Raw genomic sequence first — 22,380 nt, forward strand, 5'->3', positions numbered from 1 at the left:
CGTGACTAAATCCAAAGACACACCCAGCGAGCAACCCTCACAATCTTATCAATATGACGCCATAATCATCGGCACAGGTCCAGGTGGTGAAGGCGCGGCAATGAACTTATCAAAAAGCCAGCGTAAAGTCGCAGTCATAGAAAAGCAAACATCTGTCGGCGGTGGCTGCGTTCATTGGGGAACTATTCCCTCCAAAGCACTCAGACACTCAGTCAGTCGTCTTATCGAATACAAAGCCAATCCTTTATATCGCTTTACCGAGCGCCCAAAACGCTTGACGTTTCAAGACATTTTAAACCATGCCAGTGATGTAATTGGTAAGCAGTCCTCTTTGCGATCAAGCTTTTATGATCGCAATCGCATTCACCTTTACCAAGGTGAAGCCAGCTTTGTTGATGCCAATACCGTGCGCGTAACGCACCTAGATGGCTCTCAAGATGTGCTCACCGCGAAAACCATTGTCATTGCCACAGGCTCTAGACCTTACCGTCCGCCTGAAATCGACTTTGATCATCCGCGCGTCTACGATAGTGATACCATTCTTGGCCTTGAGCACAATCCGCAGCGCGTCATCGTGTACGGTGCAGGGGTGATTGGCTGTGAGTACGCGTCCATTTTTAAAGGTCTTGGCGCGAAAGTTGATTTGATCAATACACGAGATAGATTGCTTTCTTTTATGGATGATGAAATCTCAGATGCATTGAGCTATCACTTTTGGAACAGTGGCATCGTGATCCGTCACAACGAAGAGTTTGCCAAAGTAGAGACCAGTGACAAAGGCGTCATTTTGCACCTCCAGTCTGGTAAAAAAGTAAAAGCCGATTGTATTTTATGGGCCAATGGTCGAACGGGTAATACTGATAGCTTGAACCTAGGCGCTGTAGGTCTCAAAGCGGATAGTCGCGGACAATTGCGTGTTAACGAGTACTATCAAACCCAAGTTGACAATATTTATGCTGTCGGCGATGTCATTGGTTACCCAAGCCTTGCGAGTGCGGCGTTTGACCAAGGCCGTATTGCCGCCAATGCCATTGCAAACGGTCAATGTGATGAGCGCTTGATCACCGATATTCCAACTGGGATTTATACTATCCCAGAAATGAGTTCCGTTGGTAAAACAGAGCAAGAGCTGACCGCAGCGAAAATCCCTTATGAAGTCGGCAGAGCACAGTTCAAACACCTTGCACGAGCACAAATCGCCAGCACTGAAGTAGGTAGTTTGAAAATACTATTCCATAGCAAAACCAAAGAAATTTTGGGGATCCACTGCTTTGGCGAGCGTGCCTCTGAGATTGTGCACATCGGCCAAGCCATTATGGAGCAAAAAGGCGAAGGCAATAACGTAGAGTATTTTGTCAATACAACCTTCAATTATCCAACTATGGCAGAGGCCTATCGTGTTGCGGCCCTCAATGGTCTCAATAGGCTATGTGACTAACCCGTCAAAAAGCGGCTGTCCCCTCAGCCGCTATCTAAAAGCGATATTCCCCGCTGAGTCGCCATAAGTGTTCTTGCTGACGGGTAGGCAAATTATCATCGGCACGATTGGCCACTTTTGTCTCTAAGTATTGAAACTCAACACCAAAGCGCCAGCTCTTTGAATAACGCCACTTAACGGTCGTGGTCACAGCCCCGCCGTCACTTTCGTTAGGGTCAAACGCCCAATGGTCCATATCTTGAACTCTAAATTGCTCAATACGGCCACTTACTCTAAATGCCTGCCAGCGATGCGTCAGCAGTATAAATTGACTGTCAAAGTCATTATCTACGCCGCGAGAAAACCCCATCGCCGTATTCCCCGCCATTGCTTGGGCAATCACATGTGTTTGCTTAGTGATCTTGTACTTATACGCCAGGCTCCAAAATTTGGTGTCCCAAGCATATTGACCCGTTTTATAATTAAGCACTTCTGGATCGCCATTATTGTCATACCAATATGCTCGCAAGTCATGGCGGTTTTGATAGCTCCAATGTGCCCCAACATAATATCCAAAACGGCCATCAATCTCAGTGAATGGCTCTATTTGCCACGCTTGCTTGCTTAATTGCGGTGTCATAAAGCCCGCTGTTGGACGCAATGCCAGTACTTCATTAAAAACAGATTGCCTATCATGTGGTGCAAACCCGCGCCATGCCAACACGGCACCAAGGGGATCGTTACCATTATAAAGCCCCGCAACCCATTGCCAATTGTGTAAGCTGGGTTTTGCTAACCGCTTACCACTGCGCTTGATACTGGCCTCGACACCTATCACTCTAAGCTCTTCGCCAAGCCAGGCATTGATAGCAGAGTAACCATAGTTGTATGGCGAAGACCAGCCAATGTCCGGGTTCTCCAACGACATTTTCGGGTAAAACCCCCCTACACGCACTTGTGGTTGATAGGCCCCCTCAACTACGGGTTTGTATTCTGCAAATAATTCCGTAAACCCAACTTTTGCTTCAGGATCGGGCACATACTGCACACTGCTATGCGCAGCCCAACTATCACCCAACTCAAAGCGAGATTGCAACAACGCTCTGCTAATGTTGACGCCATCATCCCCTTGCCCAAAGCGGTTAACCGATGCACCCCACGCATACCAAGACGGATAGGCACTACTTGATTGCCAACTGGCTTGAATTTGCCCTTTATGCTGTGCAGCATAAGTGTGTATCGGGACACTCATAAGTCCGGCTAGCAGTAAACACATTGACGGTGCAGCAAGCATATCTAAAGTGACTTTATTCATAATCATCAAACTCATCTGAGAAGTCTTCTTTGGGCTTAAACAACGACTGGTCAAGTTGATAGATCAAAGAATTAGAAGTAGGTAATCCTGTTATTGTCTTGCTCTCAGGTTTATCTAAATTGGCAAACCCTTCATGCCAGACTTGCATGGTTAAACTATCAATTGGGGTATCAGGAAGCTCGATAGTGGCTTTCCCCTCTCCATTGGTAAGCGCAAAATAGGTGGAGTCTACCACCAGAATATAGCCCAACATCCAATCATGAATATTACAGCCCAACTCAACAACGCCGGTGTTACCAAAGTTAAGAGATTGCGGGCTGTCACGATACAGCTTAAATTCAAACGGTTGTGCAGGGGAAAATGAGTAAACGTGATGCAAAATCGAGTCGTAGTTAGGAAAAGATACCTCGGCCCCTTTGGGCACCACCAAAATATGTGGAGTAAAAGCACGCTCTTTTTGGCCCATTTTGTAGGCTTGTTGAAGTGTATTGGCAGACAGCGGCAGCTGGCTGCTCTCAAACCACACAACCGCATCTTTAACAGCTTCTCCCTCAGCATCCTTCACCTGCACAGTGATAGGCTTTGCCAATACCCACGATGATACCAAGCAAGTACTCAGCATGAGCCCATATTGCCACCTTGCTCGCTTTGTAGTCACTCTATTTACTTGCTGCGTCAGTTGCATCTAGCACAATCCTTATCCGGCTTTGTTTTTCATTTGAGTATAGACCGGACGACGTAAATTATGCATTCATCGCATTTTAATTTTGAATACGTATGCAAACCATTTAGGGCCTGAAACTAAGCCCGTAAGCTAACAGTAACTCGTTGCCATATGGAAAAAAACATGCGCTATTCAAGTTCATTTTGCTCAGCAGTTGGCCTGACGGTCAGCTTATTCACACTCTCACCGACTGTATATGCTGCCAACTTTAACGTCTCATCCCCTGACCAGCAGCTTACCTTCACTATCAGTGATGACCACACTCAGCCAAGATATCAAGTTGCCTTTAAAGGTCAAACAGTGATCAATCCTTCTACATTGGGGTTTGACTTTGCCAGAGCGCCATCAATGCGAAATAACTTGTATATCAGCAGTGCTGAGCGTAAATCGCATCATGAAACTTGGCAGCAACCTTGGGGTGAGGCGAGAAACATTGTCGATCACCACAATGAGCTATTGGTTACTTTTGCCGATAAAGACAACAAAACGGTGCAATATCGAGTGCGTATTCGTGTTTTTGATGACGGCCTTGGATTTCGTTATGAAGTCAATCAAGATGAAGCCAGATATATTACCCGCGAGCTGACTGAATTCAGCATTACGGATAGTGGCGACAGCACTGCATGGTGGATCCCAGCCCGAGGCTGGAACCGATATGAATACACCTACAATACCACGCCACTGCATGATGCAGCCCATGTGCATACGCCCTTTACGTTTAAAAACAAACACGGCGTACACTTAAGTATTCATGAAGCCGCACTGGTAGATTATGCCGGTATGACACTGAATCAGCGCAGGCCTGGCACTTTCATTAGCGATTTAACTCCATGGTCTGATGGCATCGCGGTGAAAACCAACGGCCGTTTTAATACCCCATGGCGCACCATTCAAGTTGGTGAACAAGCCAAAGATTTATTGAACTCGCACCTGATATTAAACCTAAATGAACCCAACAAACTCGGTGATGTGTCTTGGGTTGAGCCGGGTAAATATACCGGGATTTGGTGGGGCATGCATATCGGCAAGCACACTTGGGGCAGCGGCGACAAACATGGCGCCACTACAGAGCGCACCAAGGAATATTTAAGCTTTGCCGCAGAGCATGGCTTTGATGGCGTTTTAGTTGAAGGCTGGAACACCGGATGGGACGGAGATTGGTTCTATAATGGCGATGTATTTAGCTTTACGCAGCCGTATCCTGACTTTGACTTTAAGGCCATCAAGGCCCATGCCGATAAGGTTGGCGCAAAACTCATTGGTCACCACGAAACTTCTGGCAACGTCAGTAACTACCGTAACCAAATGGATGCAGCATTTAAGTTATACGCAAAAAATAATGTCAGCCAAATCAAAACGGGGTACGTCGCTGATGGTGGTAATATCAAGCGCATCGATGAGCGCGGCCATGCTCGCTTTGAATGGCATGATGGTCAGTTTATGGTCAATGAATACCTAGACAACATCAAACTTGCTGCAAAATACAAGCTCAGCATTAACACCCATGAGCCCATCAAGGACACCGGATTGCGCCGTACTTATCCAAACTGGATGACCCGCGAAGGCGCGCGCGGCCAAGAGTTTAATGCATGGGGCACGCCACCTAACCCACCAGAGCACATTCCCATGCTGGCATTCACACGCATGCTGTCAGGCCCCATGGACTTTACACCAGGTATTTTTGACATGGGCTTTAACGGCCTAGGCGATAAAACAAACCGTCCACAAACCACACTCGCAAAACAACTTGCCCAATACGTAGTGTTATACAGCCCTGTGCAAATGGCGGCTGATTTACCAGAAAATTACCTCGCAAAACCGGGTGCATTTCAATTTATCAAAGATGTACCGACGGACTGGGAACAGAGTATCGCATTGGCTGGTGAAGTGGGAGACTACGTGGTATTTGCTCGTCAAGAACGTGCTCGCGGCAAGTACACAGGTAAAGATTGGTATTTGGGCGCAATTACAGATGAACATGCGCGAAAAGTTGATGTGAAGCTCGACTTTTTAGCGGAAGATAAACGCTACGAAGCGCATATTTATCAAGATGGCAAAGATGCTAATTGGCAAGATAATCCATACGCACTGGACATCAAAAAGCAAATCGTCACCGCCAAAGACAGTTTAACACTGCAACTGGCCACCAGTGGCGGCACAGCTATTCGCTTTAAAGCCCTTTAAAGCGCAAAAAGAGCAGGTTTTCCTGCTCTTTTTTCAACTCACACCAAAACTCACTGTACAACCTGAATCATGCACTGTTTGAAGCTGCTTCAGCGGCATTTAATTTACGTAAGTGCGGAGTGATAAACTGACTTAATAACAAAGAACATGCAGCCAGTGCAGCACCGAAGTAAAACACCAATGATTGGTCGTATAGCCACACCACACCAAAGCTAGCAGGGATCACTACAGCGGCAATATGGTTGATGGTAAAGCTCACCCCTGCCGTTGCGGCAATGTCTTCAGGTCGCGCAATCTTTTGAAAATACGTTTTTAATGCAATGGCCATCGCAAAGAAAATATGGTCTACCACATATAGCACTGCCGCTAACTGTGCCGACTCCACCAGCGCATATCCGACAAATACTAGGATCAAACCTATGTACTCAACCGTCAGCGCTTTTTGCTCACCAATACGTCCTATCCAACTGCCTATTTTGGGCGCCAAAAAGATATTAATGACGTGGTTAAGCATATATAACGCGGTAATTTCTGCGACGTCATAGCCAAACTTCTCGACCATCAAAAAGCCTGCAAACACCATAAAAATTTGTCGACGTGCGCCGGAGAAAAATACCAGCAAATAATACAAGCTGTATTCTTTGCGCAATATAAGCTTTTTATTCTGTGGTGACGCTGCCACAAACTGTCGATGCGTCATCGCCATAAATATCGTCACGGCAAGGCCTGCCCCACCAATGAGTAAGTACATCCATACATAGTCACTTTGCAACCAAGTAAACCCAACCCAGATCACCGCAAATGTGCCCAGCGCAGCCATTGATTTAATAGATAAAAGCTTGCCTAACTTCTCAGCAGCTTCGTCTTTTTTAAACCACTGTAAACTCAATGATTGATTGAGTGTCTCGAAATAATGGAAGCCAATCGACATCAACACTGTGGTGGCGTATAAGCCATAAATAGTCGGAAATAGTCCGGTGATAGCCACCCCAATAGACAGCACGCACAGGCTTACCAAAGCAAAGGTTTGCTCTTTTAACACCAACAAGATAAACACCGCGGTAAAGGCAAGAAAGCCGGGAATTTCTCGTAAAGATTGCAACATACCCATGTTTGCGCCAGTAAAGTCTGCCGCTTCCACCGCAAAGTTATTTAACATGGCAGTCCAACCAGCGAATGCCATCGCCATAACAATGGTCGCTAACACTAGAAAGCTCATTGGTGAGGGGGTAAACCGCCCAAATATTTGTTTTTCCATTTACTATCCTAAGCACATTGAGTGAAACGCCTGTCTAGTATATGCTCAATTAATACTGGCCAAAATCCAAAAATATGACAGAGAATTTATCAAAACAGACAAATCAGCCATGGCTAAAAGTACAGTCTCGCTTTAAACGCACACAGCTAGGCAGGCCGGTATTTCCCCGTGCCACGACCATGCCAGAGTGGGAACACGTTGAAGAGCACACGCATACATGGGGACAGCTCACTTATATCAGTGACGGCGTCATGACCATTTTCACGCCACAAGGCAGCTTTGTGATCCCACCCCAGCAAGCGCTGTGGATCCCACCAAATGTCGCACACGAAACCTATTGTCGTTATGGCGGGCATTTTCGCAGTGTGTACATAGATCAAAAGTATCAATGCGTACTGGGTAGTCAGGCTAAATCTTTGGTTGTCGATCCGTTATTAAAAGCCATGATTTTGGAGATCTGTACTTGGTCTGATGAATACACTTTAGATGATAAAACCCTGCGCTTTGTCGAAGTCTTTATCGATCGCCTTGAGCAGGCCCCCACCAGCGACTTTTTTATTCCCAGAGCCCAAGACTCACGCTTGCACCCTATTGTATCTGAGCTCTACGCCAATCCGGGCAGTCCACTCACTTTGGAGCAATGGGGGCAAACTGTCGGCGCATCGAGTCGCACATTAAATCGCTTATTTCACAAAAGCTTTGATATGGGGTTTAGCCAATGGAAGCAAAAGCTCAGGGCACTGCGCGCAGTAGAAATGCTCAACGCTGGACAATCTCAACAAGCCATTGCTCAGCAATTAGGGTTTGAGTCTAGCAGCGCATTTAATACCGCATTTAAAAAAGTACTGGGTGTGCCACCCAAACAATACATAAAGGCCTAGTCACCAAAGTACAGTGTGCTTTTCTGTCAGATTTTGGTAACTTAAATGGATAAAAAACCACCACGTTGGTGTTCTGATAACCAAGCAAGGAATAGATATGCTGCGTTTTGTACTGCTCATCATTGGCTTTTTTCACTTACCTGCTTGGGCAGCCAAGTCTAATTTGCATCTGATGCCCTACCCGCACAGTATCACATTAGAAGAAGGGACATTTAACGCCAGCATGCCATTGCGTGTATACCTGCCCAACTTACCAAAACAACGCAACCAATATCTGAAGCGACAGCTCAGAGATACCTTCAGCAATATACGATTCACGCAAAAGGTGGGCCGAGCTGATATCATTTTTGAAATCACGGGCACTTCAGCACTGCACCCGAGTATAAATCAAAACGAAAACTATCAATTAGCCGTCACCCCCAAAGGCATCAAGATCCATGCTGCTCAATATTGGGGGATCAACTATGCGTTGCAAACACTCAGGCAATTAGCCTATCAGTTTCCAAGTCAGATCCCCGCGATGATCATTGATGATACGCCTCGATTTACATGGCGAGGATTAATGATCGACAGTGCTCGACATTTTATCCCGATCGATGATATTAAGCGCCAGATTGACGGCATGGTATCTGCCAAACTCAATGTTTTGCATTGGCACCTCACCGATGATCAAGGCTGGCGTTTTGCCAGTGTTAATTACCCGAAACTACAACAACTCGCCTCTGATGATCAGTACTACACCCAAGCTGAAATGGCTGAGATAGTTGCCTATGCCAGCGTCCGTGGGATCCGCGTAGTTCCTGAGATTGATTTACCCGGACACGCCTCTGCATTGGCTGTGGCTTACCCAGAATTCATGGCCAAGTCAGTTCCCTATGCAATGGAGCGCGGTTGGGGTGTTTTCAAACCCTTACTCGATCCCAGTAACCCCAATACGGACGTATTCATTAAACATATCATCGAGGAACTTGCTGTTATTTTTCCTGATCCCTACGTACATATCGGGGGTGATGAAGTGAAACCTGATCATTGGCTAGAAAGCGAAGCGATTTTGGCGTATATGCAGGCACAGGGACTCAATTCAGCCGTTGCATTACATAACCACTTCAACCTCAAAGTGCAATCACTACTGAGCGCCCACAACAAAGTGCTGATGGGCTGGGATGAGATCTTTCAACCAGCGCTTAACAATGCCGTGGTGATCCAATCTTGGCGCGGGTTTGACTCCCTGACCCAATTAACCAATGCGGGACATAAAGGTGTCCTGTCTGCGGGTTTTTACATCGACCAACCTCAGTACACCAGCTATCACTACCGCAATGATCCGATGCCACAAAAACCCATCACACAAGACGCCATCGATCACGATGCACAATGGCAGGCATGGCAATTTACCATCACTCGGCTCAAGGGTTCGCCAGTCACAGGTCACTTTGCGTTAGCGGCGAATAACAATAACAACCAAATTGGCTATGTTGCCATCAACGGCCGCAAATTAATTGCAATAAAGCAACTGGAAACGCTCGCCAATGTCACTCGTTTTGACATTGATACTTGGATGGGCCCAGTGCGCTTTAGTTTTGTCAAAAACCAACCTGAACAAAGCCAAATATTGATAGGAAATACTCCCTATGAGCATGATATCAGCGCACTACCTGACGTGCCTAAGCTAAACACGACACAATTTGCAACCATGCCTAATGCAGAGGCAACCAAGCGCATACTCGGTGGTGAAGCAACCATATGGACTGAGCTGGTTATGCCCTATAATCTTGATCTCAGAATTTGGCCAAGACTCTATGCAATCGCAGAGCGACTCTGGTCACCCCAAAGCTTACAAGATGAGCAACAGATGTATCAGCGCTTAAAAACACTGGATCAATTTGCTGATCAACGTATTGGCCTCAAACATCAAGCTCAACACCAGCAGGGACTGGCAGCGCTGAGTGTTCAAGGCGATGTTGACGCACTCAAACGCTTTAGCCAACTGGTTGAGCAAGCTCAGTATTACACCCGTCACCATGTCAAATATCAGCAAAACCTCTACCACCAGCTAGCCCCCTTAGCTGCCTTAGTTGATTTTCTCCCCGCAGAGAGCCTGTATTTGCGCCAGTGGCACCTGCACTTGCAAACAAACGACACGCCAACGCGTTATTTAACACTGCAAAATGCGTATCAAAGTTGGTTAGCGGATATCCCCAAACTCAAGACCACATTTGCGCAATCAAGTACTTTGGCAGCACTGCAGCCTATGCTGACACAGCACCAAAAAAGCATTCAACTTGGTCTGCAAGTGTTAAAGTACTGCCAAAACCAATCACGCAGTGCTGATATCAATGCACTGCGTGCTCAGATTTGGCAACACACTCACCGCCAAGGCGAACTCATTTTAGCGGTGAATCATTTAACCGAAGCCATATTAGATAGCTGCTTCATGCAACAAGGCTCGACGCCATCGATAAACTAAATTTGGCGATTGAGCGTTAATTGAGCCGTGTACAGTGACCCTGTTTGATGTTTTACGCTCATATGCAATAGCCACTGTGCTTCACCTACTTGCTTTGACCAAGCGCGAGTGTTTTCTGTACTGGCCGCTTGCCAACCTGCATTAGTCATTTGCTGGTTGAGCCATGAGAACAACGCTGAAGGTTGGGTATTTTTTAAATCAAATGTGTAACCTTTATACCAATTTTGCTCATCGCCATAATGGAAAGTGCGAGACGCTAAAGTGATACTGTCTGGTAAGTCATTAAACTCAGGCAGTATGCGGTCAGCCATTTTTCCGCGAATGTAACCCCCATTTGGCGTCCAATCATACTCAATTTTTGCCGCCACAGTGCGCGCAGAACGCATGCCATTCACTTTTGCAACCAAGGAGAGTGCGCCGTCAATACCTGAAGATAACCCCGCCGTAGTGAGTAGTTTGCCGTTATCAGTGAGTTTTTGATCTGTTGCCAACTTTACCAAAGGGTACTGCAGTGCAAAACTGTCGAACGCTTTTTCAATGGTCGTCGCATAAAGACCATTCAGCAATCCAGTATTGGCCAAAATGAACGCGCCATTGCACACAGACATCACATAATCTGCCTCGCGGCTTTGTGCCTTAATCCAATTTTGCACTTGTTCATCATTGATCAAAGCACCATTGATATTACCGCCAGGAATAAGCACCGCGTCAAACATTGTGTTGTTTGCAAAACTTTGCGCGGGTGTCACCTTTAACCCCATTGCTGTGGTAATTTCATTACCCGTCTTACTTACTGTCGTCAGTCTAAACCCCGCTTGACCGAACACCTCTATGGGCCCCACAAAATCAATGGCCTGTGCACCTTCAAATAATAAGACACCGACATGAAATGCATTTTCATCAGTCGAGTGGGCAGACCCTTTTATACAATACAAACACATTAACCATGCTAGGATTATTTTTTTCATTCGTTAACCTCTGCTGTAAAATTTTCGCGATATTGGGTCGGCGTTACGCCATACGCTTGGGTGAATTTTCGAGTTAATAACGGAGGTGAACCAAATCCTGTCAACACGCTGATATGGGCTATCGAGTGCTCAGATGTGCACAATAACCCCTTGGCTTTTTCCAACCTTAGACTTTGTACAAAGCGCATTGGGGATATCCCCATTTTCTCTGTAAAAACACGCTGGAAATGTCGTGGGCTCAACGCAACTTGCTCAGCCAATATCTCAACAGATAACGGCTTACTAATATTATCTTGTACAAACTCGATGGCACTTTGAAAGCGCTGTGACAAGGTCTGTTGCGCATTCAATAAACTAGAATACTGACGTTGATCGCCGCTGCGCCTTACATACATCACCATATATTGTGCAACACGTTGCGCCATCGCTGCGCCATGATCCTTTGCAATTAGGCTCAGAGCAAGGTCAATACCCGCTGTAAGCCCGCCCGAAGAATACACCTCATCACTTTGAACAAAGAGCTTATCGGACACCACTTGCACACATGGAAATTGCGCCGCGAGCCGCTGCGAAAAATCCCAATGGGTTGCCAATGTAAGTGCACGTTGGGGCCAAAGCGCTGCAACAATAAATGCGCCTGTACAAATGCTCACAATACGCTGAGCGCTTTGTCCCAGCCTACGTAACTGTGCCATCACGGCGTGATCATTGATGACACTTTGGCATCCTCGTCCGCCAATGATCACCAACACATCAAGCGCCTCGCAATTTGTGATCGTGTCATCGGCCAACGTCTTCAAACCACTTTCAGCACGAATTGGCCTAATGTCATTCGCGAGCGTGACCAACTTATATACTTCTTTTGACAGTAGATCATTCACGGTCGCAAAAGCATCTAGTGGACCCGCTAAATCAACAGTTTGAAATTCATCGTAAATAAAAAAGCCCACAACGTGTGACATAAAGCACCTCCTAGGAAAAAGCATATCGCATCGTAAAAAGTCTTTTATGACTATAACTTATCTAAAAAGGACATACTTGGAGGAAGCGATAAAAGGTAACATTATGGCAAGTAGCATCCATACTTATCGATAGTGGTGGCCGCTATCATCAATAGCGAGTGCTTAATGCCCTCAATTAGGTCGTCACTTTATAAGCACAACCACGTTTAAAAAGTAAACTAAAATTTACATAAAAATTAAAATCTTTATATAAAAATAAAATTTAAAACAATAAAAACAAAAACTTGAAAAAAATAACACACTACCCATTGAAATCATTTCAATCACATTTTTTATACATTTAGCAACATTTAGTTGTATCTTAAATTTGTCTAACAAGTGAACAACATAGGTACAACATGAAAGGAACAACACACTTCATCAAGGGTGCAATGCGACACACTCTGCTGGCCACAGGTATTGTGGCCAGTTTACCCGCACTAGCATTCGATGATATTCAGCCCAACATTGTTGGCGGTATACCAGCGGATACCACTGAGTGGCCATTTTACACACAAATACTCAGATCAAATGGTACTACGGCTTTTTGTGGTGGTAGTTACATCGGTGACGGTTATGTACTAACTGCTGCGCACTGTGTGCGTAACAGAACGGCGAGCGAACTGAATGTTAAGGTCGCCGGCTTTATCCTTGGTGGCAATGACGGTGATCGCATTGCGGTTGAGCAAGTGCATATGCACCCTAACTATAATAATTCAACACTACACAACGATATTGCTGTATTAAAGCTAACTCGAGTGCCAACACAGGGCGCGAGTGTCACACTTGCACAATCTTCTATAGATTATTACGCACGTGAAGGTGATTTGCTTACTGTAGCCGGACTTGGTCGCTTGCAAGAAGGCGGTACACGTCCAACTAATTTATATGAAGTAGATGTTCCATTGGTTTCTGACGCTGTATGTCGTCAAACTGGCGGTCATTACAGTAACGTTGGCGCCACTGAATTCTGCGCAGGCTACCCACAGGGTCAAAAAGACTCATGTAACGGCGACAGCGGCGGACCAATTGTAATTCAATCTGGTGGTCAAACAGTTCAATTAGGCATAGTAAGCTGGGGTGTAGGATGTGCTCGTCCAGAAAACTATGGTGTGTATGCGGATGTTGCAGTATACGACCAATGGATAGAGTCAATCAAAAATGGTACGGTTCCGGTACAGGTTGGCTATCAGGAGCAAACAACGTTGGCTGATTTTGTAGTTGGTGATACCGTAAGACATACCTTTACCATCACCAATACTGGTAGCCCGACATTTACCTTTAACCAGCTTAATGTTGCTGCATTAGGTGTCACGAGCAACTTGGTGACTACAGTAGATACGTGCTCTGCAAGTACACTCACCCAAAACCAAAATTGTAAGGTAAGCGTTGAATTTAGCGCTGCAACACCAGGCCTTGCACAAACAACGTTAACTTTTAAAGTAGACGGTAGCACAACCACATATGTCGCGCGTGTTTTCGCAACGGCAACAGATGGTTCCAACGTGTGCAATGGCACATGGGATGCAAATACGGTGTATGTCAGGCCAGATCGCGTCACCTACCGTGGTTCAGAATATGAAGCAAGGTATTGGACTCGTGGCGATATCCCAAGTGAATCAGGTCTTTATGGCGCTTGGAAACTCATCGGTAAGGATCCGACTTGCACTAAATAAGCAAAAATTTATCATGACAATCAAAGCCGTGCATCTGGGTGCACGGCTTTTTTCATATTACCTTCTCAGGTTGCCATCAATACTGACAGATAAACTGCCAACTACCATCACTTCCAGGTACTGAGCGCGTCCACCAATTCGCTTCATACACGCTGCTTTGATGACGAATACGCTGCCCAGCTGCTGCATGATCGCCATTCGGAAAATCAGGGTGTGCGACGTATTGATTTGGATCCACTTGAATATCCACGCACTGTGTTGGCTTATCCGGACCTCCACTGCCATCGCACTGATAACTTGGCGCAATGCCCTGTGCAACTTCCCACTTAGCGGTCAATAAAGAATCAGGCCCATTTGTATCATGGGATAATTCCCAATTCATGATGCCACCTGCGCTATCAAGCGCTAACTGAGTTTTTGCACGTATTGTTGGAATGCCATTGTAATATGAGGTGCCATCGGTATCGCGACAAGCATTGGCAGCATCTTGTGCTACGAGCGTACGGTAAGCTTGCCATGTCGGGCGAGAATAAAAAGGCACACCCAAAACGGTTTTCTCTTTACTTAACCCGCGGCCTTGCCAGTATGCTATCGAGTCTAATGCATACTGAAAGCTCGCATGATCCGCATTATTTGCGTCGTAAGCCATCAAGTTCAAGAAATCAACATCTTGGAATACCGACTCCAAAACACCCCCCCAGTGTAACCTAAAGCAACGACTGCGGCGGTTAAAAACTTCCCTTTTGCTTTGAGCTCAACACTGAGTTCTTTCATCAACAGCGCATAATTATTGGCTGAGCTACCAGGATCTGGATATTCCCAATCCATATCAACGCCATCTAACTGATGCAATTCAACAAAAGCCATCAGGTTACGGATAAACGTAGCACGGCCTTGCGCACTGCTGGCAAATGTCTCAAACGCACTGTCATCGCCGCCGTTCCAACCGCCTACCGCAATTCCTACTTTTACGCCAGATGATTGCGCGGCACTCACTAGCTGTTTCATCTTCGCAAGATTTTCAAGTGGTTGTAGTGAACCATCAGCATTGGGCAGTAAGAAGGAGTAATTAATATGCGTCAGCTTATCGAATTGAATATCGGCAACTTGGCCTTGCCAGCTAGGAAAGTAACCAACAATCTTAAAACCACTGGGAGGCACAATCACATCGTCCGCGACAACCGTAATAATACGCTTGCCTGAGCTTGCACGGCCATTTTCATCATCAACAACTTCAGCTTGGATCACATGCTCGCCCAAGCCTGTCGCTGTCCATGTTGCTTCATAAGGTGCTGTGTTGTCCGTCGCAATGACCACATCATCGACTTTGAAGTCCACATGTTTGATTGGTACATTCATTGGGTGACTAGCTGTCGCCTTAATGACAACTGGAGAAGCAATTATATGGCGGCTTTGATCCAATGGTGCATCAAGCTTCACAATAGGTAATGGCGCACCAATAGGGTCGCAGAGCCCTTCCTTGCGCCATACGTTTTGTGGCTCAGAATACATCGCAGGGTCTTGATTTTGTGTCCACCACTTTGCTGTATATTTGGCAGCTAAATGCTGTACCTCCATACCGCCTGTATACACTTTTGTTGACTGCCACTTGCTTAATTGACTGCAGTCCAGTGCCATCGTTGGCACACTGATGAGGCCTAATGCGGCCAAGACTGCTAAATTGAGTGTTTTCATACCTTTATTTCCATGTTGTTAGCCAGCGTTTGATGGCGAGCTCTGGCTGGCTGTTATCCAATGATAAACCCGCCCGCTTTCAGAGTAACAAACTGTACAAAAATCACCCACACCCGATTGAAGCTCACAACTTGAAAGATTGTAATGTTTCACGGGTGTGAGCTATGAAGTAGAAACCATATGAAAGGAATTAAAAATGATTTAACAAGCATAAAGCAGGTGAGTGTATTACCCGTCCAACAGCTGCGGTGCAATTTACGTAAGTACAGAGAAAGAGTGGCACCATGAGTAACATTATTTAGCTTGCCCAAGTTGGCGGTAACGGGATACCAACTGTGATATTTGCGGATGTAATTCATCAATCGCTTGATCAATACGCACGCGTTGTGATGATGAGAACTTATCTTTGCGCAATAAAAAGTGCACCTCATTATCATGAACTGAATAGTCCCAAATATAGATCGGCTTATCACTCCATTTTTGGCTAAGATAGTTACCAACAATTTCATCTTCAATGATAAAATCAACACGCTGCTTAGCCAGCAACTCAATGCGCCGTTGAATGGTTGAAATACCAATGAATTGATTGCCAAATCGTTCTTGATTGGCAAGAGACTTAATCTCTTCCCCATAATAAGAGCCAATGCTCAAACCAATTGTTGCCTCTGAACTGAGCAAAGCCATTAAAGAATATACTGACTCTGGCGGCTTTAAAGAAAATAGTCGCATTCTTTCTGTGCGATAGGGCTGGGTAAAGTAGCCCCACTGTTTACGCTTAAAGGTATAACTCACCATCAACACAACATCGACAACGCCCTTTGTTAACTGCGCAAAACTACGAGCAGCAGATGGCAAACGCACAAACTCAACACACATACCTGCACGTTCGAATACCAATTTAGCGATATCTATATCTAGGCCTTGCGCCACGCCTTCTTCGGTGACGCTAGTTAATGGAGGCCAGCCAGCAACCACACCCACTTTAGCGTTAGTTTCACATACTGAATTGATTTTATCCACTGGGCGCTGAGCCGCCGATACATGCCAATTGGCTATCAGCGCTACAAGACTTATCAAGCAATATATTCGCACAGACGCCTAACTAATTACACAATCATCATTTAAGTGTAGCTGCTAAAATAAGTCTTTCTTGATTAATCAATGCGCTAACTATGAAACGACGTGTTCATTACTAAAAACCAAGCACTTTAATCCGCCTTGTGGGTCAATGTCTTCAAATACCGGCGGGTTTTCAAGACGCTCTATAAACTTCATCGAAGGCGCTTCCCTGTGCATTTCATCAATTAAGAACTGGCTTTGCACTGTAGGATCGTTCACACAAGCAAGCACTGTTGCACCAGGATAAAGTAACTCGGGGAGTTTACGTAATATACGTTGATAATCTTTCGTCAGTGCAAAACTGCCTTTTTGAAATGTCGGAGGGTCAATGATCACCAGATCATACGGACCAAACTTGCGCAATTTACCCCAAGATTTAAATAAGTCATGTCCTAAGAAAGAAACATTGTCTAATGCATGATCATTGAGCTGATGATTGCGCCTGCCTTGTTTCAATGCCGCTTTTGCCATATCTAAATTAACCACTTGCTTGGCCCCGCCAGCCACTGCAGCCACTGAAAACCCACAAGTATAGGCAAATAAGTTAAGCACCTTTTTGTTTTCGCTGTGCTTCTTCACCCAATCGCGGCCATTACGCATATCAAAAAACAATCCCGTATTTTGTTTTTTGCCAAGTGACAACTCAAACTTTAAGCCGTTTTCTGTGATTATTACTTGCTCATCAAGGCGACCAAATAATATCTCTACAGCGTTATCTGCACGGTACCTATGCTGGATGAAGACACATGTAAGTTGCGTTTGAGCAACATCACTATGGATCAAAGTGTGTAAGCAGTCACGAAGACTTTCCATCCAAGCAGCATCCTGCTCCTTAAACACAGTGCACATGATTTGACCTGACAAGAAATCAATAGAGAGCTGCTCTAACGATGGATAACAGCGGCCTCTGCCGTGAAAAAGGCGTTTAGCCTCATTGGGGAGCTCTGTTAATTGTGAAAAAACTTGCTGAACAGGGGAAAAATCAAATTGCATAGCCGACATCGATAAGATAAGAAACAAAATGTAATTGTACTCGACTTAGCTCGATTGCCAATGAGAATTGAAACCACACCAGAATAGCAACTATATCATTAAAAATTATTTACATTATTAGGAAGGTAATGTAGGTTACTATTTGTGCATTGATGCACACAATAATGATCTCTATTTAGCAGAATAATATGTAAGAATAATTTGAAAACTAAATTGAGCACCAAAAATAAAAACAGGAATTTCATCATGCGTTTAAAGCTATCAAAAAAATCTGTCAAATCTCTTTCGATCCAGCGTCCTATCGATGCAAAGCAAACTCCACATATTGCAGGCGGTTATTTAGGCACCTGGACCTGTGCAGGATCTAAGCCTTGCCAAGATAAGTTTGAATAATTATTAATAAGATAAAAGGCGACTATATATCGCCTTTTTTGCACTAATATACTTTTTGTTTTTTTCATATACCCGTATTATTTTACTGTACACCGACAAGTGGCACGCGTACTCTTCACTCTTTGACTATTTTGCTACTGAGAGTAAGTTCATGAGTACCGCATTTTCTCGCCGTTTTGTGACCCTAGTTGAGCAATTTTCTGGCGGTAATAAACGTCAGTTTGCCGAATTAACTGGTAAATCTCCCTCACATATTTATCGTATTTGCCAAGGGCTGGGTCGCCCATCAATGGCATACCTTGAACACCTATACAGTTTATTCTCTGTGGACTTAAATTGGTTACTTACCGGTGTACAAGCTGCTGATGCACCAGCTCAACATAGTCAAGATGATCTACTCGTAGTGCCTAAATTGGACGTAGAAGCCAGTGCTGGCTTTGGTGCCATTAATGGCCAAGAAGATATCACCGAACAATTTGCATTGAATAAGCGTTGGTTACAATCACAGTTAGGAGTTCATAGCGATCGCTTGGCTTTCGTTTCTGTGCGTGGTGATAGTATGCTACCGACCTTAGAGCATGGTGATATGGTACTGGTTGATTTAAGCCAACAGCAACCAAGCAAGGCGGGAGTCTATATTATTCAAACTCAAGATGGATTAATGGCTAAAAGACTTCAACAAAAATCAGATCATATTGCAGTAATCAGTGATAACCCTGATTATCCCAGCTGGCAAATCAACTCCCAAAATGCAGAGCATCACGGCGTAGCTGGACGCATTGTTTGGTGTGGACGTAGTTTGTAACAGCTCCTTATGAAAGCCGCGCATTTTCAAATCCAAGGCGTTTTGGTGGCTGTATAACAGGCCACCTTTTCTTATCTCCCTTTCACCTCTGATAAAAACACCATATTTAAACGTGAAGGCTCAATGGTGTAATGCAACAGTCTAATGACAAACCGCTTAAATTATTTTTCCGCAAGTAAAGTGCAAAAGGTTAGCGACAGCGAACGCAGTGAGTACGCTATTTTTGCGCAAGGTGATTAACGTGCAAAATGTAACGACAGCGAGCGAAGCGAGTACGTTCAATTTGCGCAAGGTGAATATCGTACGAAAGGTTAATGACACAGCGCGAAGCGCTGGCATTCTTTTCGCGCAAGGTGAAATGAGCCGTTTTAGCTGTTGCTGAGGAAATCTTGAGCTTGCCTTGTCGGCGGTGAAGGATATTCCCTTCACCTTGCGCTAATTCGTCTCTTTATCAATGTGCATGACCTCTACAACTTTCGAGACGATTTAGCACGAAAAAACCCGCTGCATTTCTGCAACGGGTTTGACGTACATAGATGTACTAATGTCGAATGGATGAATTAAGTGCAAAGTACAGTGACAAAGAGCGAAGCGAGTACATTTACTTTGCGCAAGGTGAATTGAGTCATTTTAACAGCAGCGGGGTTATTTAATTGGGCCCTTGGTGCGCTACGCAGTAGAATGTCCTACTTTCACATGGGCGAAATGAGACCGAAGCGAAGCTTCGCAGTTATCGTGTAAAGGGCTAATGACAGCGAACGAAGTGAGAGCGCTCTTTTTGCGCAAGGTGAAATGAGCCGTTTTAGCTGTTGTAGAGGGACTTAAACGCAAAAAAGCCCGACTCTTTCGAATCGGGCTTTCTTTTATTTGGCGCTTGGCAATGTCCTACTTTCACATGGGAAACCCCACACTATCATCGGCGCTATTTCGTTTCACTACTGAGTTCGGCATGGATTCAGGTGGTTCCAAAATGCTATGGTTACCAAGCAAATTCTTTTCGTGCAAATGGTTAATGACGTCTTTTTGTCATTTCATTTGCGCAAGGTGAATTGATTTCTCATAAGAGCTAATCTATTCACAATGCTTAAATTCGGAGAGTGTAATTAAATTCTTATCGTCTACTTTCTATTCTTAACTTCTAACAAGTCAAACCACTTTGGCGTTGTATGGTTAAGCCTCACGGGTAATTAGTACGAGTTAGCTCAATGCCTCACAGCACTTCCACATCTCGCCTATCAACGTTGTAGTCTTCAACGGCCCTTCAGTTAACTTAAAGTTAAAGTGAGAACTCATCTCGAGGCTCGCTTCCCGCTTAGATGCTTTCAGCGGTTATCGATTCCGAACGTAGCTACCGGGCAATGCTATTGGCATAACAACCCGAACACCAGCGGTTCGTCCACTCCGGTCCTCTCGTACTAGGAGCAGCCCCTCTCAATTCTCAAACGCCCACGGCAGATAGGGACCGAACTGTCTCACGACGTTCTAAACCCAGCTCGCGTACCACTTTAAATGGCGAACAGCCATACCCTTGGGACCGACTTCAGCCCCAGGATGTGATGAGCCGACATCGAGGTGCCAAACACCGCCGTCGATATGAACTCTTGGGCGGTATCAGCCTGTTATCCCCGGAGTACCTTTTATCCGTTGAGCGATGGCCCTTCCATTCAGAACCACCGGATCACTATGACCTACTTTCGTACCTGCTCGACGTGTCTGTCTCGCAGTTAAGCTGGCTTCTACCATTACACTAACCGTACGATGTCCGACCGTACTTAGCCAACCTTCGTGCTCCTCCGTTACTCTTTGGGAGGAGACCGCCCCAGTCAAACTACCCACCAGGCACTGTCCTCAACCCCGATTAGGGGCCTAAGTTAGAACATCAACACTACAAGGGTGGTATTTCAAGGTCGGCTCCACACAATCTAGCGACTGTGCTTCAAAGCCTCCCACCTATCCTACACATGTAGGGTCAATGTTCAGTGCCAAGCTGTAGTAAAGGTTCACGGGGTCTTTCCGTCTAGCCGCGGGTACACAGCATCTTCACTGCGATTTCAATTTCACTGAGTCTCGGGTGGAGACAGCGTGGCCATGGTTACACCATTCGTGCAGGTCGGAACTTACCCGACAAGGAATTTCGCTACCTTAGGACCGTTATAGTTACGGCCGCCGTTTACCGGGGCTTCGATCAAGAGCTTCGACCTAAGTCTAACCCCATCAATTAACCTTCCGGCACCGGGCAGGTGTCACACCGTATACGTCATCTTACGATTTTGCACAGTGCTGTGTTTTTAATAAACAGTCCCAGCCACCTGGTCACTGCGGCTCTCGTCTGCTTATGGAGCAAGTCCTTCACAAACAAGAGCGTACCTTCTCCCGAAGTTACGGTACAATTTTGCCTAGTTCCTTCACCCGAGTTCTCTCAAGCGCCTTAGTATTCTCTACCTGACCACCTGTGTCGGTTTAGGGTACGATTCGATATAAACTGAAGCTTAGAGGCTTTTCCTGGAAGTAGGGCATCAACAACTTCACCACCGTAGTGGCTCGTCTCGACTCTCAGCCTTAGCGACCCGGATTTTCCTAAGTCACCAGCCTACAGCCTTTCACATGGACAACCAACGCCATGCTTGCCTAGCCTGCTCCGTCCCCCCATCGCATTTATACCAAGTACGGGAATATTAACCCGTTTCCCATCGACTACGCTCTTCAGCCTCGCCTTAGGGGTCGACTCACCCTACCCTGATTAACATGGGATAGGAACCCTTGGTCTTCCGGCGTGCGGGTTTTTCACCCGCATTATCGTTACTCATGTCAGCATTCGCACTTCTGATATGTCCAGCATGCCTCCCGGCACACCTTCAGCCACTTACAGAACGCTCCCCTACCCCGCATACTAAGTATGCAGCCGTAGCTTCGGTGGTATGTTTAGCCCCGTTACATCTTCCGCGCAGGCCGACTCGACTAGTGAGCTATTACGCTTTCTTTAAAGGATGGCTGCTTCTAAGCCAACCTCCTAGCTGTTTTAGCCTTCCCACATCGTTTCCCACTTAACATACACTTTGGGACCTTAGCTGACGGTCTGGGTTGTTTCCCTCTCCACGATGGACGTTAGCACCCACCGTGTGTCTCCCGGATATTACTTTACGGTATTCGGAGTTTGCAAAGGGTTGGTAAGTCGGGATGACCCCCTAGCCTTAACAGTGCTCTACCCCCGTAAGTATTCGTCCGAGGCTCTACCTAAATAGATTTCGGGGAGAACCAGCTATCTCCCGGTTTGATTAGCCTTTCACTCCTAGCCACAGGTCATCCCCTAACTTTTCAACGTTAGTGGGTTCGGTCCTCCAGTCAGTGTTACCTGACCTTCAACCTGCCCATGGCTAGATCACCGGGTTTCGGGTCTATACCCTGCAACTTAAGCGCCCAGTTAAGACTCGCTTTCGCTACGGCTCCCCTAAATGGTTAACCTTGCTACAGAATATAAGTCGCT

Annotated in this window: 16 protein-coding genes and 2 rRNA genes (1 of these 18 running past the window's edge); 7 read left to right on the forward strand and 11 right to left on the reverse strand. The window is 45.7% G+C overall.

All coding sequences use genetic code 11. From position 1 onward, the window contains the following. The first annotated feature begins 1 nt into the window (after position 1). Positions 2–1,438 (forward strand): Si-specific NAD(P)(+) transhydrogenase, encoded by a 1,437-nt coding sequence (sthA, locus tag AC2CZC_RS05450; RefSeq protein ID WP_081216423.1) that lies wholly within the window; start codon positions 2–4, stop codon positions 1,436–1,438. A 34-nt stretch (positions 1,439–1,472) separates the two neighbouring features. Here the strand turns inward: sthA and AC2CZC_RS05455 are convergent, their stop codons facing one another. Both AC2CZC_RS05455 and AC2CZC_RS05460 read right to left on the reverse strand, forming a co-directional pair. Beyond that, positions 1,473–2,732, reverse strand: a complete 1,260-nt coding sequence (locus AC2CZC_RS05455) for a hypothetical protein (RefSeq protein WP_484584089.1) — start codon at positions 2,730–2,732, stop codon at positions 1,473–1,475. Then, a complete protein-coding gene (locus tag AC2CZC_RS05460; RefSeq protein WP_484584090.1) occupies positions 2,725–3,417 on the reverse strand; it encodes a cupredoxin domain-containing protein in 693 nt (230 codons plus the stop codon). The genes AC2CZC_RS05455 and AC2CZC_RS05460 overlap by 8 nt, the downstream gene beginning before the upstream one ends. A 162-nt stretch (positions 3,418–3,579) precedes the next feature. Here AC2CZC_RS05460 and AC2CZC_RS05465 point away from each other — a divergent pair, with 162 nt between their 5' ends. Beyond that, on the forward strand, positions 3,580–5,640 hold the full coding sequence (locus AC2CZC_RS05465; protein ID WP_484584091.1) for a glycoside hydrolase family 97 protein: 2,061 nt from the start codon (positions 3,580–3,582) through the stop codon (positions 5,638–5,640). A gap of 67 nt (positions 5,641–5,707) precedes the next feature. Here AC2CZC_RS05465 and AC2CZC_RS05470 read toward each other — a convergent pair whose 3' ends face one another. Further along, a complete protein-coding gene (locus tag AC2CZC_RS05470) occupies positions 5,708–6,898 on the reverse strand; it encodes an MFS transporter (protein WP_484584092.1) in 1,191 nt (396 codons plus the stop codon). Positions 6,899–6,972: 74 nt separating this feature from the next. On the opposite strand from AC2CZC_RS05470, the gene AC2CZC_RS05475 reads away from it, so the two are divergent. Together AC2CZC_RS05475 and AC2CZC_RS05480 are read left to right on the forward strand one after the other, a co-directional pair. Further along, positions 6,973–7,779 (forward strand): AraC family transcriptional regulator, encoded by an 807-nt coding sequence (locus AC2CZC_RS05475; protein ID WP_484584093.1) that lies wholly within the window; start codon positions 6,973–6,975, stop codon positions 7,777–7,779. A gap of 97 nt (positions 7,780–7,876) precedes the next feature. Continuing rightward, positions 7,877–10,246 (forward strand): family 20 glycosylhydrolase, encoded by a 2,370-nt coding sequence (locus AC2CZC_RS05480; protein ID WP_484584094.1) that lies wholly within the window; start codon positions 7,877–7,879, stop codon positions 10,244–10,246. On the opposite strand, the gene AC2CZC_RS05485 is transcribed toward AC2CZC_RS05480, so the two are convergent. Both AC2CZC_RS05485 and AC2CZC_RS05490 read right to left on the reverse strand, forming a co-directional pair. After that, complete coding sequence (locus AC2CZC_RS05485) at positions 10,243–11,214, reverse strand: DJ-1/PfpI family protein (protein ID WP_484584095.1); 972 nt, start codon at positions 11,212–11,214, stop codon at positions 10,243–10,245. The two genes, AC2CZC_RS05480 and AC2CZC_RS05485, sit on opposite strands and share 4 nt — an antisense overlap. Next, positions 11,211–12,176, reverse strand: coding sequence for a GlxA family transcriptional regulator (locus AC2CZC_RS05490; protein WP_484584096.1), 966 nt, complete (start codon positions 12,174–12,176; stop codon positions 11,211–11,213). The genes AC2CZC_RS05485 and AC2CZC_RS05490 overlap by 4 nt, the downstream gene beginning before the upstream one ends. Before the next feature lie 398 nt (positions 12,177–12,574). Between AC2CZC_RS05490 and AC2CZC_RS05495 the strand changes: the two genes are divergently transcribed. Continuing rightward, positions 12,575–13,891, forward strand: coding sequence for a trypsin-like serine protease (locus tag AC2CZC_RS05495; RefSeq protein ID WP_484584097.1), 1,317 nt, complete (start codon positions 12,575–12,577; stop codon positions 13,889–13,891). A 76-nt stretch (positions 13,892–13,967) separates the two neighbouring features. On the opposite strand, the gene AC2CZC_RS05500 is transcribed toward AC2CZC_RS05495, so the two are convergent. From AC2CZC_RS05500 to AC2CZC_RS05515, 4 genes are all read right to left on the reverse strand, one after another. After that, positions 13,968–14,579, reverse strand: coding sequence for a cellulose-binding domain-containing protein (locus AC2CZC_RS05500; RefSeq protein ID WP_484584098.1), 612 nt, complete (start codon positions 14,577–14,579; stop codon positions 13,968–13,970). Then, complete coding sequence (locus AC2CZC_RS05505) at positions 14,546–15,586, reverse strand: glycosyl hydrolase family 18 protein (protein ID WP_484584099.1); 1,041 nt, start codon at positions 15,584–15,586, stop codon at positions 14,546–14,548. The genes AC2CZC_RS05500 and AC2CZC_RS05505 overlap by 34 nt, the downstream gene beginning before the upstream one ends. Positions 15,587–15,880: 294 nt before the next feature. After that, a complete protein-coding gene (locus AC2CZC_RS05510; protein ID WP_484584100.1) occupies positions 15,881–16,678 on the reverse strand; it encodes a substrate-binding periplasmic protein in 798 nt (265 codons plus the stop codon). A gap of 78 nt (positions 16,679–16,756) precedes the next feature. Next, entirely contained in the window at positions 16,757–17,698 is a 942-nt protein-coding gene (locus AC2CZC_RS05515; RefSeq protein WP_484584101.1) for a class I SAM-dependent methyltransferase, read from the reverse strand. A gap of 246 nt (positions 17,699–17,944) precedes the next feature. Here AC2CZC_RS05515 and AC2CZC_RS05520 point away from each other — a divergent pair, with 246 nt between their 5' ends. After that, positions 17,945–18,091, forward strand: a complete 147-nt coding sequence (locus AC2CZC_RS05520) for a hypothetical protein (protein WP_484584102.1) — start codon at positions 17,945–17,947, stop codon at positions 18,089–18,091. A gap of 151 nt (positions 18,092–18,242) precedes the next feature. Further along, complete coding sequence (locus AC2CZC_RS05525; protein ID WP_484584103.1) at positions 18,243–18,896, forward strand: XRE family transcriptional regulator; 654 nt, start codon at positions 18,243–18,245, stop codon at positions 18,894–18,896. 872 nt (positions 18,897–19,768) lie between these two features. Here the strand turns inward: AC2CZC_RS05525 and rrf are convergent. Then, a 5S ribosomal RNA gene (gene rrf / locus AC2CZC_RS05530) occupies positions 19,769–19,883 on the reverse strand. 179 nt (positions 19,884–20,062) lie between these two features. Continuing rightward, positions 20,063–22,380, reverse strand: a 23S ribosomal RNA gene (locus AC2CZC_RS05535); it runs 564 nt beyond the window's last position.

This window comes from Pseudoalteromonas sp. MMG033, assembly GCF_057197785.1.

Coding starts and splice junctions, on each gene's coding strand:
- AC2CZC_RS05460 (WP_484584090.1), bottom strand. CDS start 3,417: ATGCAACTGACGCAGCAAGTAAATAGAGTGACTACAAAGCGAGCAAGG.
- AC2CZC_RS05475 (WP_484584093.1), top strand. CDS start 6,973: ATGACAGAGAATTTATCAAAACAGACAAATCAGCCATGGCTAAAAGTA.
- AC2CZC_RS05490 (WP_484584096.1), bottom strand. CDS start 12,176: ATGTCACACGTTGTGGGCTTTTTTATTTACGATGAATTTCAAACTGTT.
- AC2CZC_RS05495 (WP_484584097.1), top strand. CDS start 12,575: ATGAAAGGAACAACACACTTCATCAAGGGTGCAATGCGACACACTCTG.
- AC2CZC_RS05480 (WP_484584094.1), top strand. CDS start 7,877: ATGCTGCGTTTTGTACTGCTCATCATTGGCTTTTTTCACTTACCTGCT.
- AC2CZC_RS05505 (WP_484584099.1), bottom strand. CDS start 15,586: ATGAAAACACTCAATTTAGCAGTCTTGGCCGCATTAGGCCTCATCAGT.
- AC2CZC_RS05465 (WP_484584091.1), top strand. CDS start 3,580: ATGCGCTATTCAAGTTCATTTTGCTCAGCAGTTGGCCTGACGGTCAGC.
- AC2CZC_RS05485 (WP_484584095.1), bottom strand. CDS start 11,214: ATGAAAAAAATAATCCTAGCATGGTTAATGTGTTTGTATTGTATAAAA.
- AC2CZC_RS05515 (WP_484584101.1), bottom strand. CDS start 17,698: ATGCAATTTGATTTTTCCCCTGTTCAGCAAGTTTTTTCACAATTAACA.
- AC2CZC_RS05455 (WP_484584089.1), bottom strand. CDS start 2,732: ATGAATAAAGTCACTTTAGATATGCTTGCTGCACCGTCAATGTGTTTA.
- AC2CZC_RS05470 (WP_484584092.1), bottom strand. CDS start 6,898: ATGGAAAAACAAATATTTGGGCGGTTTACCCCCTCACCAATGAGCTTT.
- AC2CZC_RS05520 (WP_484584102.1), top strand. CDS start 17,945: ATGCGTTTAAAGCTATCAAAAAAATCTGTCAAATCTCTTTCGATCCAG.
- AC2CZC_RS05525 (WP_484584103.1), top strand. CDS start 18,243: ATGAGTACCGCATTTTCTCGCCGTTTTGTGACCCTAGTTGAGCAATTT.